This is a genomic window from Pandoraea sp. SD6-2, assembly GCF_000389825.1.
Lineage (GTDB): Bacteria > Pseudomonadota > Gammaproteobacteria > Burkholderiales > Burkholderiaceae > Pandoraea > Pandoraea communis.
This window is the reverse complement of sequence record NZ_KB944434.1, coordinates 16917-34121: the sequence shown is the minus strand read 5'-3', so window position 1 is coordinate 34121 and position 17205 is coordinate 16917. Positions and strand designations below refer to the sequence as shown.

Sequence of the window (17205 nt, the reverse complement as noted above, 5' to 3'; positions counted from 1 at the left end):
CCGCGTATCTCACAGTGTGAAATTTACTGTGACGACGCGCACAGGCCCTGATTGGCTCGGCGACGAAGCATCGGCACGCGTGCGACCGTGATCGCCTCAACGATCACGGTCGCCGCATCAGGGCGTCAGGCGGGCGAATGGGGGATTGGGGGACGACAGAAAACGCGGGGAGTCCCGCGCCGGCTCAATCCGGCACTCGCCAGTCGATGGGCGTCTTGCCGTGTTGCACGAGGAAGGTGTTGGCGGCGCTGAAGTGGCCGCAGCCGAGAAAGCCGCGATGCGCCGAGAGGGGGGACGGGTGCGGGGCTTCGAGCAGCAGATGGCCGTGACCGGCGAGCAACGGCGCTTTTGCCTGCGCATGGCTTCCCCACAGAAGAAAGACCAGCGGACCTTGCCGCGCGGCGAGACCCGAGAGCAAGGTGTCCGTACAGGCTTGCCATCCGCCGGTCTTGAACGGCTTCGCATGACTTGCCGCGTTGGCGGCTTCCACCGTCAGTGTGGTGTTGAGCAGCAGCACGCCCTGTTTCGCCCAGGCGTCGAGATTGCCGTGCGACGGGGCGGGAATGCCGAGGTCGCGCTCGATTTCTTTGTAGATGTTGCGCAGCGAAGGCGGCACGCGCACGCCGCGTTGCACCGAGAATGCCATGCCATGCGCTTGCGCGATGCCGTGATCGTCGCCGTGATAGGGATCTTGCCCGAGGATGACGACCTTGACGTCCTTGGGCGACGTCATGCGAAGCGCATGGAAGATGTCTGCCGGGTAGACGGTCTTGCCGGCGGCGACTTCGGCGTCCACGAAATGACATAGCGGCGCGTACGCCTCGCTCTGGACAAACGGCGACACCAGCGTTTTCCAGTCGTTGGGCAATGCGTCGAACTGATCTTCGACGCGTCCTTTGAGCGGGCCTGCGGCGTTGGCGTTGTCTGCGCCGGGCTTGGCGGTGGCGGCGGCCGGCTTCGGCGGACGTCCGCGGCGGCGTGGCAGTGCGTCGGACGTTGCGGGCGGTGTTTGCGCGGGCAATGCCGCCTCGGCTGCGCTGGCTGCCGAGGCAGGTTCGTCGAACAGCGAGCCTTGCCGTTCATCGTGTTTCGCCGGGGACGCGGCGCGTGAGCGTGATGTCATGCAATAGGTCAGTCGAATGAGCCGAAAGGGCGCGCGATGAAAGGGGCTGTGATGTTTGGCTGCGACGCGCAGCGATCAGCGGCCGAGTACCGTTTGCCGCAGACGATAGCCACGTTGCGCCTTGCTCACGTTGTCGCTTTGCAACTCGGGCAACACGTCGCGCAAATTCAGTGCAAGGGCGTGGAGAATGTGTTCACCCTGGTCTTCGCGGTCGTCGTCCGGCGCGTCGAGCAATTCCAGTTCGACTTCGATGAGCGGCGCCGTATGACGCTTGCCATCGGCCTCGACGGCCACCTCGCCCCGATCGAAAGCAATCTCCACGGTCGTGCCGTCACCGGCGATATAGCGCCACAGGCGTCGCACGAAATTCGTCTCGAACTGCGCGACGACATTCGCGCCTTCGGCGCGCAACAGGTCGGCGGTGGCGGGCACGTCGCAAGCGGCGATCAGTTTCGGGAGTTCGAGCGCTTCGCCTTGCACCGCCTGCTCCCATTCATGGCGAACGTGCAGTCCGTCGCGCGCTTCACCGACCGACTTGAGCGTTTGCAACCATTGCCCGGCGTGCCCGTCGCGTGCCACGAAACGCAGCCGCAGCGCGGCCTTGGCGCTGGCGAGGGCGAGCGATGGCGTGTCGAAGTAGCGATTGACGAGACGACGCTCGCCACGGGCTTCGGCACCGGGCAGGCGGTCGAGGTGGGAGATCAGCGCGTCGGCGCGTGCGGCGGGCAAGTCGCCCGGAAGAGCAAGTTTGAGTTCGCGTTCGATGGCCATCGGGCCGCTCCTTTGAGGGGGGACGCCGGACGCGCCGTGCGCCGCAACACCGGGCAGGAGCGATGTGCCTTGCCGGTGCTTGGGCGGTGTCCCGTGCGGGACACCGTGCCATCGATCGCCTGTGTGACGAGGGATAGCGCGTCAGCGGGGCATGTCGAACAGCGTGGCGAGTGCATCGCCCGGCTCGGGCGCACGCATGAAGGCTTCGCCGACGAGAAAGGCATTGACGTTGGCCGCGCGCATGCGCGTCACGTCGTCACGCGACAGGATACCCGACTCCGTGACGACCAGACGATCGTGCGGAATGTGTTTGAGCAGGCCGAGCGTCGTGTCGAGCGACACTTCGAAGTTGTGCAGGTTGCGATTGTTGATGCCCAGCAGCGGCGTGCTTAACTCGAGCCCTGCGTCCAGTTCACGGCCGTTGTGCACTTCGACGAGCACCGCCATGCCCAGTTCGTGGGCTTGCGCTTCAAGGTCGCGCATATGGGCCAGTTCCAGCGCAGCGGCGATGAGCAGAATGCAGTCGGCCCCCATGTCGCGCGCTTCGTAGACCTGATAGGCGTCGATCATGAAGTCCTTGCGCAGTACGGGCAGATCGCAGGCGGCGCGCGCCGCCTTCAGATACTCGGGCGCGCCCTGAAAGAACTGTCTGTCGGTCAGTACCGACAGACAGGCGGCGCCGCCTTGCTGATACGACTCGGCGATCTGGGGCGGGACGAAGTGCTCGCGAATCACGCCCTTGGATGGGCTGGCCTTCTTGATCTCGGCGATTACGCCGGGCAGACCGCCGTCGATCTTCGTGCGCAACGCGCCCACGAAATCACGCGTGCGCAGTGCGCTGTCGCCGACAGTGGCTTCGGCATCGCGGCGCAGACTGGCGAGGTCGCGCACACGCTTGGCAACTGCGACTTCTTCGGCCTTCACGGCCAGGATCTTGTCGAGAACGGTAGACATATCGATGGATGAATCGGGGGCTACGGAAGGGGGCGGGCGTGATCGGGGCCCGCCGTGGTCGTGTCGAACTTCAGGCCTTGTATCGCTGCGTGAACGTGACGAATGCATCGAGCTTCGCGCGTGCCGCGCCGCTGGCGATCGATTCGCGTGCCATCGCGATGCCGTCGCCGATCGATGCCGCGCGGTTGGCGGCATACAGGGCGGTACCGGCGTTGAGCGCCACGATCTCGCGTGCCGTGCCTGCCTTGTTCCCGAGCGCCTCGATCAGCATCGTCTTCGATTCCTCGGCGCTGCCGACCTTCAGGCTACGGTTGCTCATCATTTGCAGGCCGAAGTCTTCCGGATGAATTTCGTATTCGGTGACCTTGCCGTCCTTGAGTTCACCGACCAGCGTGGCGGCACCAAGCGACACTTCGTCCATGCCGTCCTTGCCGTAGACCACCAAAACGTGTTCGGCGCCCAGACGCTCCATCACGCGAACCTGAATGCCGACCAGATCGGGGTGGAACACACCCATCAACTGGTTGGGGGCTCCCGCCGGATTCGTGAGCGGTCCGAGGATATTGAAGATCGTGCGCACGCCCATTTCCTTACGGATGGCGGCAACGTTCTTCATGGCCGGGTGATGGTTCGGTGCGAACATGAAGCCGATGCCGATGTCGCGCAAACACTCGGCCACCTGTTCGGGCGAGAGCATGATGTTGACGCCGAGCGCTTCGAGCACGTCGGCGCTGCCCGACTTCGAACTCACGCCGCGGTTGCCGTGCTTGGCGACCTTTGCGCCGGCGCCTGCGGCGACGAACATCGAAGCGGTGGAAATGTTGAACGTATGCGACACGTCGCCGCCGGTGCCCACGATATCGACGAAATGTTCATCGGCCGGTGCCTCGACGTGATTTGCGAACTCGCGCATGACCTGGGCGGCGGCGGCGATTTCGCCGATGGTTTCCTTCTTCACGCGCAGGCCGGTGATGATGGCGGCGGACATGACCGGGGAAAGCTCACCCTTCATGATGAGGCGCATCAGGTGCAGCATCTCGTCGTGGAAGATTTCACGGTGTTCGATCGTGCGCTGCAGGGCTTCTTGCGGGGTAATCATTGCGGTTTCTCTCTTCTGTCGTTTCTTCTGTCGTTTCTTCTGTGGCGGGGGGCTCAGGCCGCTTGGGCCACGCGCGGGGCGGCTTGCAGGAAGTTGCGCAGCACGTCGTGGCCGTGTTCCGACAGAATCGACTCGGGGTGGAACTGCACGCCTTCGACGTCTAGCGTCTTGTGGCGCACGCCCATGATCTCGCCGTCGTCCGTCCACGCGGTGACTTCGAGGCAGTCGGGCAGCGAAGCGCGCTCGATCGCCAGTGAGTGATAGCGCGTGACGGTAAAGCGTCTGGGCAGATTCGCGAACACGCCCTGTTGCGTGGTTTCGATCTCGCTCACCTTGCCGTGCATGATTTGCTGGGCGCGGACGACCTTGCCGCCGAAGGCTTCGCCGATGGCCTGATGGCCGAGGCAGACACCGAGAATCGGAATTTCGCCGGAGAAGCGCTTGAGCACGTCGAGCGTGATACCTGCGTTGGCCGGGCAGCTTGGGCCGGGCGAGAGGCAGATACGGTCGGGGGCGAGTGCCGCGATGGCGTCGAGAGTGATTTCGTCGTTACGAAAGACCCGCACGTCTTCGCCCAATTCACCGAAGTACTGGACGATGTTGTAGGTAAACGAGTCGTAGTTGTCGATCATCAGCAGCATGATGGTCCCTGTTCGTCTGGTGACAAAGGATTGTCGAACGCATGAGATTTGCGAATTCCCCCTGAGCGTGCCCCCACATTGAGTTCGCGATCCGCGGGGGAGGGCGCTATGGGGATGAGATAGACGTGGCGGGTTACCGCCACCAGCGCAGGGCGGCGGTCAGGGGCGACCAGAGGAGGGAGGAAGACTGATGCGACTTCATGGTGATGCCGATTGTAGCAGCATCTGCCGGGTGCCGTGGGCGGAGCGTCGCAAAAAGGAGGTAATCGTCGGGTTTCGCGCGCGAACGAGGCATTTCTTGCAAGAATGTGTGCGCCACAGTGGCCGTCCTTCGACGATTCTGCAACGGCGGCATGGACGGCCCCGTCTATTGGGGGCCGCCCGCCGGGGCGCTTCAGCGAGGGCCGAGTACCGATGCCAACGCTGCGGGGCGCGGCATGCCATTCACGCGTTGAATCAGGCCCTCGTCGTCGCGATAGACGATGCCGGGCGTACCGCGAAACCCAAGCTCCGTCATCAGTTGTTGATGAGCGTCGAGCGTGCGGGCGATATCGGGTGACACGCTCGGCGCTGGCGCGATGCCGCCGCTGGCGAGCTGCCGTTCGTTTTGCAACAACGCGGCGGCGGGATCGGGAGCGCCGAGAATGGCGGCTGCCTTCGCGCTGCTGTCGGCCTTGATGACACCGACCATGATGTGGCGCAACTGCACCTTGCCCGAATCGACCCAAGGGCGTGCCGCTTCCCAGAAACGATTGCAGTAGGGGCAATTCGGGTCGCTGAACGTGTACACCACGCGCGGGGCGTCCGCTTTGCCGTCCTGCACCCAGGTCGAGGCGGCGAGTTTCGACCAGACGGCTTCGCTGGTCGGCTCGGCGATGAGGTGACTGATGCGCTCCATATCCATCGGCTTGCCGTCGGCGTCGATGCGGGTGCCGACGATGGCTGTGCCGTCGCGCAGCACGTAGAGGGCGACGGGATGTTGTTCCGCCGTCCCGGCGAAGCCGCGAAGCTCCGTACCGGTGTCGAACGGACGTAAATCCGCCAAACCTTCGCGTACCAGCGCCTGAACAACGGCTGGGGTGTCCTGGTCGGCCGCCGCCTTGCCCGAGGTACCGGCGTTGCCGGAGACAATCGCATAGGCCGCGGCGGCGAGCGCCGGCACGGCGATCAGAGCGGAAATAAGAAACTTACGAACAGACATCGATGACTCCTATGGCGTACGAGGTGCCGGGGATTGGTGAAGACGGCCTTGCAGCGTGGCGCGCAGACGCGCCGCTGTGAGTTCGCCCAGATGAGTGTCAACCAGACGGCCGTGGGCATCGAAGAACAACGTGGTGGGCAGCCCGCGTGCACCGGCCGCCTGCATGCCTTGCGACGCAGGATCGAGCAGCAGATCGTCGAACTGAAGGCCCTGCGACTGAATGAACGCTTCAACCGTATGCGCGGACTCGCCCTGATTGATCAACAGGAACCGCACGTCGGGGTAGTCGGCCTGCGCTTTTTCCAGCACCGGCATTTCGCGTCGGCACGGCGGGCACCAGCTTGCCCACAGATTCATCACGACGGGACTGCCGCGATAGGTGTCGAGTGAGACGGTGCGGCCATCCGTTGTGGAGAGTGTCAATGACGGCAGCGGCGGCGCGGTGCGTTGCAGGACGCTCAAGCCTGCCTGTGCGGCGGCCCAGATCGCTACGCCTGCGGCGAAGCCGTACAGCATCGGGCGGCGCCCGGAGGGCTGACGTTTCATGCGCCACAACGCCCAGCCGAGGGCGGCGGGCAGGCCGGCCCAGACATTGAATCCGCCGTCGCCAATCGCGATGATGGACAGCGGGGTCGCGAAGTATTCCGGCCACCAGCGCAGCACGTAGGCGATGCGCGCGGCGAGCAGGCCGATGAAGAGCGCGTCGAGGAGCGTGCTGGCGGCGGTGCGGCGCGACGTGGTGTCAGTGCTGCGCAGGAGATAGCGCGCGACGAGCCACGCCACCCCCATCGCTGCCGCCACGGCGACCGTCTGTATCGAGAAGGGGCCGAGACCGGTCATACCATCCCCGCGGTGTCGAGGCGGCGCAGGAAGCTACGCGCATCGAGTTCGCCGACCGAGCGCTGCGCGCGCACCTCCTCGCCATTTGCGTCGATGAGAATGAGCGTGGGCGGGCCGAGCACACCCCAGCGTTTCATCAGGGCCTGATCGATCTTGTCGTTCTTCGTCACGTCCGGGCGCAGCACCTGCATACGTGCGAGCCGCGCGGCGACAGTCGGATCGCCGAACACATTGCGTTCGATGACATGGCAACTTACGCACCAGTCAGCGTAGAAATCGATCAACGTCCATTGCCCTTTCGCGGCAGCTTGCGCGATGCGTGCGTCCACATCCTCCGCCGATTTGACGCTCACATACTCGAACGCCTTCGCGCTGTGCGCATTTGCGCTGTTCATGATTGCGGGGGCCGCGCGTTCCAGCGGACGCAGTGCGGAATCGTTGCCGGACGCTGCCCCCACGAGCATGAACACCGACCAGACACCGGCGAACGCCGACGCGAACATCAGTGTCCAGCCGGACGGTTTCCCGCGCAGCGTCCATGCCCATGCGGCGAATCCGACGGCCAGTCCGAGGCCGAGGGTACCCCAGAGCAGGAGGCTGACGTTGCCGGGCAGGAAGCGGCTCAACATCAGAACGGCCATACCCGTCATCACGTAGGCGAATGCAATGCGCACGCGTACCATCCACGGGCCCGGACGGGGCAGAACCCGCGAGCCGAACATGGCGATGACGAGTAGCGGCAGTCCCATGCCGAGTCCCAGCGCGAACAGCGCGATGCCGCCTATCCACGCGTTGCCTGTCTGGCCGATATAGAGCAGAGCGCCGGCCAGCGGGGCGGTCATGCACGGGCCGACGAGCAGTGCGGAGAGAAAACCGAGTGCGGCGGCGCCGACGAGACTGCCACCGGTACGTTGTTGTCCGGCGGCGTCGAGTCGATTCGTCACGAACGCGGGCAGGCGCAGTTCGAACAGACCGAACAGCGAGGCTGCCAGCACGAGAAAGAGGCCCGCGAAGGCGCCGAGCAGCCATGGAGATTGCAGCGCGGCCTGTAAATTGGCGCCGGCCAGGCCGGCCGCGACGCCGACCGAGGCATAAGTGAGTGCCATCGCCAGCACGTATGACAGCGAGAGTGCCAGCGCTCGCAACGGCGCGGGACGATTGCCCACGACCATCGTCGAGACGATGGGGATCATCGGCAACGTGCATGGCGTGAAGGCCAGCAGCAAGCCGAAGCCGAAAAACAGCAGCGTGGCAGCGACGGGGCCGACCGTGGCGAGCCGCTGCGCTGCGGCCTGATCTTCAGCGAGCGGGGCATCGACGGCATCGATGGAGGCGGCGGGGGGCGCCACGGAGACTGCGGGGGCATTGATAACTGATGTCGAGCCGGCAGGCAACGCGACTTGCATCGTCTGGGGTGGATAGCAGATGCCTGCTTCTGAGCAGCCTTGCCAGTGCAGCGTCACGGGGCCTGACGTTGCCAAGGGCAGACGAATGCGCAGGGCGTCACGGGTATAGATCTCGGTGTCGCCGAAGAACTCGTCCGTATGCTTCGCTCCGTCGGAGAGCGTCAGATCGAGCGGCTGGCCGGAGACATCTTCCGCGCGTAGCGAATGCCGGTAAACGTAGTAATCCTTAGCAATGTTGCCAACGATTTCGATATGACCGTCCACCTCGGTGACAGGGGAGAGTGTGAGTACCTGAGACGCGTCGAGGAACTTCGACTCGCTTTGCCAGGGAAACGCATCGGCGGCGCGCATCCCGCCGAGCGTGCCGAGAAAAATCACAAAGATGTAGAAAAATCGGCGTAGCAAATCTCTTCTCCTGAAGGCGTTCCAAAGCAGGCTAGAGCGTGCCCTGCGCCGATTAACCGAGAGTTAACGCCCGCGGTGTCTGTTGGTTATGCGCCGAGCCACGCGTTCACCGCGCGGAATGATGCTCGGTGAGTTACGCAAATTACGTAACATGAAGCGGTATTCAAGGGAGGTACGGATTCATGCGAGTGTTGCTGGTTGAGGATGATGCGTTGATTGCGAGCGGCACTGTCGCGGGGTTGGAGGCGTTGGGCATTGCTGTTGAGCATGCGGCGAGCGGGTTGGCGGCGGTGTCTGCGCATGCGGAAAACACGTTCGATGCGTTGGTGCTTGATCTGGGTTTGCCAGACGGTGACGGTCTCGGGGTTTTGGCAAAGATCCGGGCGGTGGAGCCTGATGTACCTGTCCTCATCCTGACTGCGCGCGATGCCATCGAACATCGGATTGCGGGATTGAATGGCGGGGCGGATGACTACATGGTCAAGCCGTTCGATTTGCGCGAGTTGGGGGCGCGATTGCATGCGTTGATGCGTCGCGTGCAGGGGCGGGCTTCGCAGGTCATAGACGCTGGCCCGTTGCGATTGGAGCCGGCGAGTGGTTTGGCGTGGCTTGATGGTGAGCCGGTCGAATTGTCGCGCAAGGAGGTTGACTTGCTGACGCATTTGGCGAGTACACGGGGGCGATGGTTGACGCCGGACATGTTGCACGAGCGGATGTATGGTTTGTCGGAGCGGGTCAACAGTAATGCGTTGAACGTTCACATCCACAACGTGCGTCGCAAATTGGGGTGTGAGGTCATTCAAACGGCGCGTGGTTTGGGATATCGATTGGGGTGGAAGTTGTCATGAGCCTTCGACTGAGAGCGGTATTGATTGCCGGTATTGCGTTGATAGTGCTTTGGGTGGTGGCGGCGGGATGGATGATGCGAGGGGTGGAGGCCAATCTCGACAGGGCACTGGATCAACGTTTGGCGATGTCGGCCCGGATGGTATCGGGTTTGTTGGCGCGGGTAGCGTTATCGCCGTTGGGGCCGAGTGCGGGGCAGTCGGATTGGGGAGAGGTGATACGCGTGGGCACCGACGACGGCATAGCGTGTGAAATACGTTCGGTGCAGGGCGTGGTGTTGGCGCGGACCGATGGTGGGCCGCAGGCGGAAGAAAAGGCGTTCCCGATGGGTTTCAGCACGATGGAGATTGATGGAAAGCGTTGGCGAATATATGTGTTGCAGGATGACCGGGGGTATCAGGTCATGACGGCGGATTGGTTGGAGAAGCGAGCGGGCCTGAGCCATGCATTGTTGAGAGCGGCGGGCGTACCGTTTCTGATTGCTGTCGTGGGTGGATTGATTGCGTTGTGGATAGGCATAGGCCGGGGTTTATCGCCGTTGGAGACATTACGTGCGACGTTGCGCGACAAGCGTGCGGACGACACGGCGCCGATTGATTTGGGGCGTGCCCCGACGGAGTTACGTCCGGTAGTGTCGGCATTAAATGGATTATTGGATCGTTTGACGCAGGCATTGGCGTACCAGAGGGCGTTCACGGATGCGGCGGCGCATGAACTGCGCACGCCGCTGACGGCGGTGGACACCCACTTGCAGGTAGCGGAGATAACGGGGGGAGAGCCGGCCAGACGGGCGATATATATGGCGGGCGTAGGTGTACGACGATTACGGCATACGCTGGATCAGATGATGACGTTGGCGCGTGCTGAGGCGCCGGCACATGAGCAGGACATGTGCGGGTCGGTGCGCGAGGTGATAGAGGAGGTATTGATCGAATGGGAGGAGACGGATCGGGGCCCCGTTCCGCCGCGAGTTGGGTCTATGTCTGAGTGGAGGAATGGGGCTCCGGTCCGTCGTGGGGGGCCACGGGTGGTTTTTAGCATGGCGTGTGAAGACCGTGGCACGGTGGTGCCACATTCGATGCTGGGCACGGCGGTGAGAAACCTTGTGGACAACGCGATGCGTTACTCGCCTGAGGGGAGTCGTGTGGATGTGACGGTGGAGATGGACGAGCATCGGCGGCGGTATTGCATAGAGGTGGGGGATTGGGGGCCGGGTCTTACGCCTGAGCAGGCGGAGCAAATGGGGCAGCGATTCTGGCGAGGGGATCGGGGCTGGCGGGGGGGAGAGGGGGCGGGATTGGGGATATCGATAGTGAGGGCGATAGCGTCGCGCTTCGGCGCTACTGTGGAGTTTGCGGCACGCGAGGGTGGTGGTTTGATGGCAAGGCTCTATGTGCCGATTGGGCGATGACTGGGGGTTGACCGGTGCATCGCCCGTGGTGAGAGTTCAGCGGGCCTTCCTGGTTTTTGGGGCACTCGCTGAGCGAATGGTTTTCGCGGCGGTGGTGCTAGTCTTTGCGGCTGGGGAGCGCTTGCGTGGTGCGGCGTCGGGCGTTGCGGCGCGTGCGCCGGTTTTCCTTGGCGCGGGAGCGTGCTCCGTGGAGGCCTTCTGCTGCAAAGCGGCGTTTTCAAAGACCGCCAGCACTTGTTGCAGATCGTTTTGCTCGCCGCCATCGAGCGGAACGGCGAGGCTGAGATCCTTCACGGCCTTCGCCACGCGCCGGATGTTCGCCGGTGTCGAATGGGAGAGCATGCCGGGAATCGCGGCCATCGCTGCGTCGGGTGCCATGCGCAGCAACCCGGCCTGACGGCGGATCACTTCGCGGAAGCGCTCGATCGAAATATCGCTCTCGCCGCGTACCAGCGAGCGAGCGAGGTTGAATTGCCGTTCGTCGGCTTCACCGTGCAGACGATGCACCCAGAGCAGTGCGCGAATGCCGGCTTCGAGCAATCCGCCCTGGTGTAGTTCGTGACGGCGATGCGTCAGCGTGTCCTTGACGAACGCGATGTGCTCCGGCGATGTGCCGGGATGCACCCGAACCGCCGCACCGTCGCTGCCGCGCAACCCGGCGAGCGCTTGCACCCATTGCTGTCCGTAAATCAGTTCGAAGGCCTTCTCAAAGCCATCGTCGCGTGTATCGCGATAGAAATTGAGCGATTGCTCGATGGCGCTCGACACCGCCGATTCCAGCGCAAGGAACGGATTGTCCGACGGCACCGGATGGCGCGTCTCGCGCACGCGCGCCGCTTTCGCGGCGAACGGCACGGCAAATGGATTGCGATCCGACCAAAGCTCGTAACTCACGCGCAGCGGATGCAGCACGCGCATCCAGTATGCCGAATTCGGCGTGACCATCGCGCGCACCCACGGCTGCACGAGACTGCGATACAACCCGAGATTGATGTCAGAGAGATGTGCCACCGCTGCAAAACGCCGATCGCTCTCGGCGTCCGGTTGGACAATGGCGCGCACATCCTCGACGCTGCGTTGCTGAATCGACATCACGTAATCGCCGTCGATCAACTCCCGATGCGGCGTATCTTCCGTCTTGTCGGCGATCTGTGCTTGATAGATCCCGGCAGGCAGCACGTCAATCAGATCGATATTGTTGACGAACTCGCGGTGCTCCTTACGCCCGGTGCTGCCCGACACGAAAATGCCGAGGTGGCCGATGCTGTCATGCGTGGCGTACACAATCGTCTGATCGTGACTGAGCACTTCCGAGTCGTCGCGATACATATCCGTCACGAAGCCCAACGCCTGTGGCGGCGGCGTAATGTTGTCGCCGTACGAGCAAAACACCACGATAGGCGAGCGGATATTTCGCAGATCGATCCGGATGCCGTCGCTCGTGATCAACTCCGCGCTCGTCAGCCGGTTGCCGACAAACAGATTGTCGACGATGTACTGCATCTCCTGCGCGTTCAGAAACACATGCCCGCCCCAGTACTTCTCAAAACCGAGATAGCGCGGCGCTTCCGTGTCCACGTTGGCGTAAAGGTGATACTTCTTGTGCCACAGCGTATTGGCCGGGTCGAGATTCTCGAAGTTCTGCACCAGCCAGGCGCCGTCGAAGCGCCCGTCGCCCAGATCGCTCGTGAGCGCCGTCAGCCAACTGCCACCGAGCAGTCCTCCCGAATATCGCATCGGATTGCGCCCGCGCCACCCCGCCCAATAGGACAGCGGTGCCCCGGCCACGATGATCGGCCCGAACAGTTCCGGACGCATCGCCGCCGTCATCAACACCTGCCAGCCCGCCTGACAATTACCGATGACCGCCGGTTTGCCCGCACTCTCGGGATGCAGAGAAATCACCTTCTCCAGAAACGCGGCCTCCGCGTGCATCACATCTTCAACCGTCTGGCCGGGAACAGGATCGGGCAGAAAGCCCACGAAATAGCACGGATGCCCCGCTCGCAGGGCGGCACCGATCTCGCTGTCCGGCTTAAAGCCGCCGATGCCCGGGCCGTGACCTGCGCGTGGATCGACCACGACAAACGGGCGAGCATTCGGCCGCGTCGGCGTATCGTCCGGCGGCAGAATGCGCACCAGCGCGTAGTTGCACGGACGCGGCAAGTCGTGCGCATCGAGCACCACCTCCGCGGCGAAGTCGAGCACGTTCGGCGCCGATTCGGCGAGGTGCGCCTGATACTGGTTGCCGCGCTGACGCATGACGTCGGCGTACAGCACGCTGCGTTGCCAGGCATCGACGGCATACTCGGCGGCGGCGGCCATCCACGGCACGTTGGCCAGCCACGGGTTGGCGGCAAGCCACGGGGCATCGGCAGCTTTGGCTGCACCAGCAGACGCCGTGGCGCGGGAAGACCGACGTTCGAGTGCGGCAGACGACTTGGCAGGCATGGCAACGACCTCACGAATCCGGCATGACAGGGTTGGCGAACGGCGCGCAGGCGCAGGCACTACGCCATCGAACTGAGCGTGCGGCGAAAACGTCGCAGCGAGAAAGCAAAGAACACGGCGCCGATGACGGTCAGCGCCACGAACTGCACCCACACGACGCCGATGCCGGCGCCACGGAACAGAATCGCCTGACCCAACTCCACGAAATGCGTCGTGGGTGCGGCGAGCATGACGTCTTGCACCGCCTTCGGCATGCTCTCGCGCGGGGTGATTCCGCCGGAGAGCATTTGCAGCGGCAGCAGTACAAGAATCATCAACATACCGAACTGCGGCATCGAGCGGGCGAGCGTCGCCAGATAGATGCCCATCGACGTGGTGGCGAACAGATGCAGCGTCGCGCCCAGCATGAACAGCGCCACCGAACCGCCAATCGGCACATGCAGCGCGCCGCTCACGATCAACCAGAGCGACATGCCTGCCGCGATCAGCACCACCAGCCCCATCGACCAGACCTTCGCCAGCATGATCTCGGCCGGTGTCACCGGCATGACGAGCAAATGCTCGATCGTGCCGTGCTCACGCTCGCGAATGAGCGCGGCACCCGTGAGAATGATCGAGAGCATCGTGATGTTGTTGATGATCTGCATCAACGCACCGAACCACGCGCGTTCCAGCGTCGGGTTAAAGCGCACCCGCAACGCCAGATCCACCGGCAATTCCGGCGTCGACCGGTATCGCTGAAGGAATTCGCTCACCTCCGCCGACACGATCTGTTGCACATAACCACTGCCCGAGAACGCCTGACTCATGCGAGTCGCGTCGACATTGAGCTGCACCTCCGCCGTGCGTCCCGCCAGAATGTCGCGCTGGAAATTTGGCGGAATGTTCAACGCGAACGTGTATGCCCCCTCGTCCATCCCCTGGTCGACGGCGTTCGCCGTAATCATGCGCGGCAGCGTGAACTGCGGCGGATAGAAGGCCGAGACGATACGCTGCGAGAGCGGCGACACGTCTTCGTCCACGATGGCAATCGGCGCGACGTGCAACGTATCGGGCTGGGCCGTGGCCGCCGAATACACCGACGCCGTGAACGTGTAGACGATGAGCACCAGCATCATCGGGTCGCGCACCAGGCTCCAAAGCTCCTTCACCCCGAGCCGGTAGATGTTTGCCAGATGCCGCCGCCACAGATGCGCGCGGCGCGGCGTCGCGACGCTGGCCTTTGCCGGTGGCGCCGGCGGGGGAGAGGCTTGTGGTGCGCTCGGGCTCGTCATCACTTGTCCTGTTTCTTGAGCATCAGGATCGTGACGCCCAGAATGACCGGTACGGCGACGAGCATCGGCCAGAAGGCGCTGCCGAGATCGGCAAACCCGAGCGCCTTGTTGAAGACGCCGCGGCTGATGATGAGCATGTAAGTCGCCGGATAGATCTCGCCGATAAGCCGGCCTGAGCCCTCCATCGACGGCACTGGCGTGAGCATTCCACAGAACTGGATCGCCGGAATCATCGTGCCGATCATCGTGAAGAACAAAGCCGCGATCTGACTGCGGGTAAACGTCGACGCGAGCAGGCCAATGCCGGTGGCGACGACGTTGAAAATAAAGATGGCGGTCGTCAGCGTGAGGAAGCTGCCCTTGATCGGCACGCCGAACAGCGTCACGGCGATCAATGCCATGAGCAGGAAATTCAACATCGCCAGCGCGACATACGGGATCTGCTTGCCGATCAGGAATTCCGTTCGCGTTACCGGGGTCACGTACAGATTCAGAATCGAGCCGAGTTCCTTCTCCCGCACCACGGACAACGCCGTGAGCATCGCGGGCAGCATTAGCAAGAGCAGCGGAATCACCGCAGGCACCATCGCCGGCAGACTCTTCACGTCGGGGTTGTAACGATAGCGCGTCACGATATCGAGCGATGCCGTCAGGCGCACACCGAGCCGGCGCAGGGCCTCATCGGCCAGCCAGTTCTGGTGCATGCCCTGCACGTAGCCCTGCACCGTCTCCGCGCGCAACGGCATCGCGCCGTCGATCCACGCGCCGATCTGTACGGTCTTGCCGTGCGACACGTCACGGGCGAACCCCGGCGGAATCTCGATAGCCAGCGACAGTTCGCCGCTGCGCAGCCGCTTGTCCATGTCCTCGTAGTCGGTGATCGGAGGTTGTTCGATGAAGTAGCGCGACCCCGAGATATTGAGCGCGTAGTTCTGACTCAGCGTGGTCTGATCGCGGTCGAGCACGGCGTAGCGCAAGTCTTCCACATCCAGACTGATGCCGTAGCCCATCACGAGCATCAACACGAGCGAGCCAACCAGCGCGAGTGTGGCGCGTACCGGATCGCGTTGCAGCTCCAGCGTTTCGCGCCAGAGATAGCTGATCATGCGGTTGAGCGAGAACGCCTTGTGCTGCGCTTGCGTCGCTTCGGCGGGCACGGGTCCGGGCACTGCCGGCGTGGGCGTCTCGGGCGTTTCAGTCTTGCCGCCGCCCGCTTCGACAAGGTATTCGATGAAAGCCTGCTCGAGCGTGGCCGCGCCCTTATCTTGCGTGATCTTCGCAGGCGGATCGGACACAAGTACCTTGCCCGCGTGCATCAGCGAAATGCGGTCGCAGCGCTCGGCCTCGTTCATGAAGTGAGTGGAAATGAAGATCGTCACGCGGTCCCGGCGCGACAACTCCACCAGCAGCCGCCAGAAGTTGTCGCGTGCCACCGGATCGACGCCCGACGTCGGCTCGTCGAGAATCAGCAATTCGGGTCGGTGCACCATTGCCACGGCGAGCGACAGACGCTGGCGCATGCCCAGCGGAATGCTGTCGGGCAGGGCGTCAAGCTCATCGGCGAGGCCGAAGCGTTGCACCATCTCCGCCACGCGGGCGTCGACGTCTGCCTCGGGCACGTGGAACAGCCGCGCGTGCAGCACGAGGTTCTGATGCACCGTCAGCTCGGTATAGAGCGAGAACGCTTGCGACATGTAACCCACGCGGCGACGGGTGTCGATGTCCTTCGGATCGACTTCGTTGCCGAACAGCCACGCCTGCCCCTCGCTTGCTTGCAGCAAGCCGGTGAGCATCTTCATCGTGGTCGACTTGCCGCAGCCGTTCGAGCCGAGAAAGCCGAAGATCTCGCCGCGACGGATACGAAAATCCACGTGATCCACCGCCACGAAATCGCCGAAACGCATCGTCAGACGCTTGGCCTCGATGGCGATCTCCGTGTGCTCGTCGACCTGCAGTGGCGGAATCGAGACCGGTTCATAGCCGGTCTTCTCTTCGTCCGGCAACAGCGCGATAAAAGCGGCTTCGAGGGTGGCGCAGTGCGTGCGCGCCAGCAACTCGGCCGGCGTGCCGGTCGCGAGCACATGGCCCGCATCCATCGCCACGAGCCAGTCGAAACGCTGCGCTTCGTCCATGTAGGCGGTGGCGACGATCACGCTCATGGCCGGTCGCTCCCGGCGAATGCGTGCGATCAGATCCCAGAACTGCGCGCGGGCGAGCGGATCGACGCCCGTCGTCGGCTCGTCGAGAATCAACAGATCCGGGTCGTGAATCAACGCGCAGCACAGGCCGAGCTTTTGCTTCATGCCGCCCGAGAGCTTGCCCGCCGGCCGATCGAGAAATGGATACAGGCCGGTGCTGCGCGTAAGGTCGTCGATGCGGCGGCGACGCTCGGCGGTGTCGTGGCCGAACAGGCGTGCGAAGAACTGCAGGTTCTCTTCGACAGAGAGCGTCGGGTAGAGATTCCTGCCGAGTCCTTGCGGCATGTAAGCGATGCGCGGGCACACGAGATCGCGGTGCGCCTTGCTCGCCATATTGCCGCCGAGCGCTTCGACCGTGCCCGTCTGCACCGCGCGCGCGCCAGCAATGAGCGAGAGCAGCGTGGACTTGCCCACACCGTCCGGCCCGATCAGGCCGACCATGCCGTTGGCCGGAATGTCGATGCTGACGTCGTTCAGAGCAACGGTCTTGCGGCCGTAACGCAGCGTCACGCCGGCCATGTGTACGACCGGCGGCACGTCGTGGCCCGGCGGGGACGAAAGCGAGGGGGGCGCCGTCATGTTGCG

Annotated in this window: 13 protein-coding genes; 2 read left to right on the top strand and 11 right to left on the bottom strand. The window is 63.6% G+C overall.

Annotated features, from left to right (window positions below; translation table 11 throughout):
* Window positions 1-184: 184 nt before the first annotated feature.
* The 8 genes from C266_RS08940 to dsbD form a co-directional block, all read right to left on the bottom strand.
* Window positions 185-1123, bottom strand: a complete 939-nt coding sequence (locus C266_RS08940) for a uracil-DNA glycosylase (protein ID WP_010808666.1) — start codon at window positions 1121-1123, stop codon at window positions 185-187.
* A gap of 75 nt (window positions 1124-1198) precedes the next feature.
* Entirely contained in the window at window positions 1199-1894 is a 696-nt protein-coding gene (locus C266_RS08935) for a CYTH domain-containing protein (protein ID WP_010808665.1), read from the bottom strand.
* A 141-nt stretch (window positions 1895-2035) separates the two neighbouring features.
* Entirely contained in the window at window positions 2036-2848 is an 813-nt protein-coding gene (trpC, locus tag C266_RS08930) for an indole-3-glycerol phosphate synthase TrpC (RefSeq protein ID WP_010808664.1), read from the bottom strand.
* 70 nt (window positions 2849-2918) lie between these two features.
* Window positions 2919-3947: an anthranilate phosphoribosyltransferase gene (gene trpD / locus C266_RS08925; RefSeq protein ID WP_010808663.1), complete on the bottom strand. Its 1029-nt coding sequence runs from the start codon at window positions 3945-3947 to the stop codon at window positions 2919-2921.
* A 53-nt stretch (window positions 3948-4000) separates the two neighbouring features.
* Window positions 4001-4588: an aminodeoxychorismate/anthranilate synthase component II gene (locus tag C266_RS08920; protein ID WP_010808662.1), complete on the bottom strand. Its 588-nt coding sequence runs from the start codon at window positions 4586-4588 to the stop codon at window positions 4001-4003.
* A gap of 394 nt (window positions 4589-4982) precedes the next feature.
* Window positions 4983-5789, bottom strand: a complete 807-nt coding sequence (gene dsbG, locus C266_RS08915; RefSeq protein ID WP_010808661.1) for a thiol:disulfide interchange protein DsbG — start codon at window positions 5787-5789, stop codon at window positions 4983-4985.
* 9 nt (window positions 5790-5798) lie between these two features.
* The gene (locus C266_RS08910) at window positions 5799-6629 is read right to left on the bottom strand and encodes a TlpA disulfide reductase family protein (RefSeq protein ID WP_010808660.1); all 831 of its coding nucleotides are present in this window, start codon (window positions 6627-6629) and stop codon (window positions 5799-5801) included.
* Window positions 6626-8440 carry a protein-disulfide reductase DsbD gene (dsbD, locus tag C266_RS08905; protein WP_010808659.1) on the bottom strand — a complete coding sequence of 605 codons (1815 nt, stop codon included), beginning with the start codon at window positions 8438-8440 and terminating at the stop codon, window positions 6626-6628. Before dsbD ends, C266_RS08910 begins: the two co-directional genes overlap by 4 nt.
* Window positions 8441-8622: 182 nt before the next feature.
* Here dsbD and C266_RS08900 point away from each other — a divergent pair, with 182 nt between their 5' ends.
* Both C266_RS08900 and C266_RS08895 read left to right on the top strand, forming a co-directional pair.
* Complete coding sequence (locus tag C266_RS08900) at window positions 8623-9288, top strand: response regulator transcription factor (RefSeq protein WP_010808658.1); 666 nt, start codon at window positions 8623-8625, stop codon at window positions 9286-9288.
* Window positions 9285-10697, top strand: a complete 1413-nt coding sequence (locus C266_RS08895) for an ATP-binding protein (protein ID WP_010808657.1) — start codon at window positions 9285-9287, stop codon at window positions 10695-10697. Before C266_RS08900 ends, C266_RS08895 begins: the two co-directional genes overlap by 4 nt.
* Before the next feature lie 36 nt (window positions 10698-10733).
* Here C266_RS08895 and C266_RS08890 read toward each other — a convergent pair whose 3' ends face one another.
* From C266_RS08890 to rbbA, 3 genes are all read right to left on the bottom strand, one after another.
* Window positions 10734-13022 carry a DUF3141 domain-containing protein gene (locus tag C266_RS08890; RefSeq protein WP_144265772.1) on the bottom strand — a complete coding sequence of 763 codons (2289 nt, stop codon included), beginning with the start codon at window positions 13020-13022 and terminating at the stop codon, window positions 10734-10736.
* A 185-nt stretch (window positions 13023-13207) separates the two neighbouring features.
* Window positions 13208-14422, bottom strand: a complete 1215-nt coding sequence (locus C266_RS08885) for an ABC transporter permease (RefSeq protein WP_010808655.1) — start codon at window positions 14420-14422, stop codon at window positions 13208-13210.
* Window positions 14422-17199, bottom strand: a complete 2778-nt coding sequence (gene rbbA / locus C266_RS08880; RefSeq protein WP_010808654.1) for a ribosome-associated ATPase/putative transporter RbbA — start codon at window positions 17197-17199, stop codon at window positions 14422-14424. Before rbbA ends, C266_RS08885 begins: the two co-directional genes overlap by 1 nt.
* Between the last annotated feature and the right edge of the window lie 6 nt (window positions 17200-17205).

Bases quoted from the DNA above. Each gene is read 5' to 3' on its own strand.
- C266_RS08895 (WP_010808657.1), top strand. From the start codon at position 9,285: ATGAGCCTTCGACTGAGAGCGGTATTGATTGCCGGTATTGCGTTGATA.
- rbbA (WP_010808654.1), bottom strand. From the start codon at position 17,199: ATGACGGCGCCCCCCTCGCTTTCGTCCCCGCCGGGCCACGACGTGCCG.
- C266_RS08935 (WP_010808665.1), bottom strand. From the start codon at position 1,894: ATGGCCATCGAACGCGAACTCAAACTTGCTCTTCCGGGCGACTTGCCC.
- C266_RS08920 (WP_010808662.1), bottom strand. From the start codon at position 4,588: ATGCTGCTGATGATCGACAACTACGACTCGTTTACCTACAACATCGTC.
- C266_RS08890 (WP_144265772.1), bottom strand. From the start codon at position 13,022: ATGGCCGCCGCCGCCGAGTATGCCGTCGATGCCTGGCAACGCAGCGTG.
- trpC (WP_010808664.1), bottom strand. From the start codon at position 2,848: ATGTCTACCGTTCTCGACAAGATCCTGGCCGTGAAGGCCGAAGAAGTC.
- trpD (WP_010808663.1), bottom strand. From the start codon at position 3,947: ATGATTACCCCGCAAGAAGCCCTGCAGCGCACGATCGAACACCGTGAA.
- C266_RS08910 (WP_010808660.1), bottom strand. From the start codon at position 6,629: ATGACCGGTCTCGGCCCCTTCTCGATACAGACGGTCGCCGTGGCGGCA.
- C266_RS08940 (WP_010808666.1), bottom strand. From the start codon at position 1,123: ATGACATCACGCTCACGCGCCGCGTCCCCGGCGAAACACGATGAACGG.
- C266_RS08885 (WP_010808655.1), bottom strand. From the start codon at position 14,422: ATGACGAGCCCGAGCGCACCACAAGCCTCTCCCCCGCCGGCGCCACCG.
- C266_RS08900 (WP_010808658.1), top strand. From the start codon at position 8,623: ATGCGAGTGTTGCTGGTTGAGGATGATGCGTTGATTGCGAGCGGCACT.
- dsbG (WP_010808661.1), bottom strand. From the start codon at position 5,789: ATGTCTGTTCGTAAGTTTCTTATTTCCGCTCTGATCGCCGTGCCGGCG.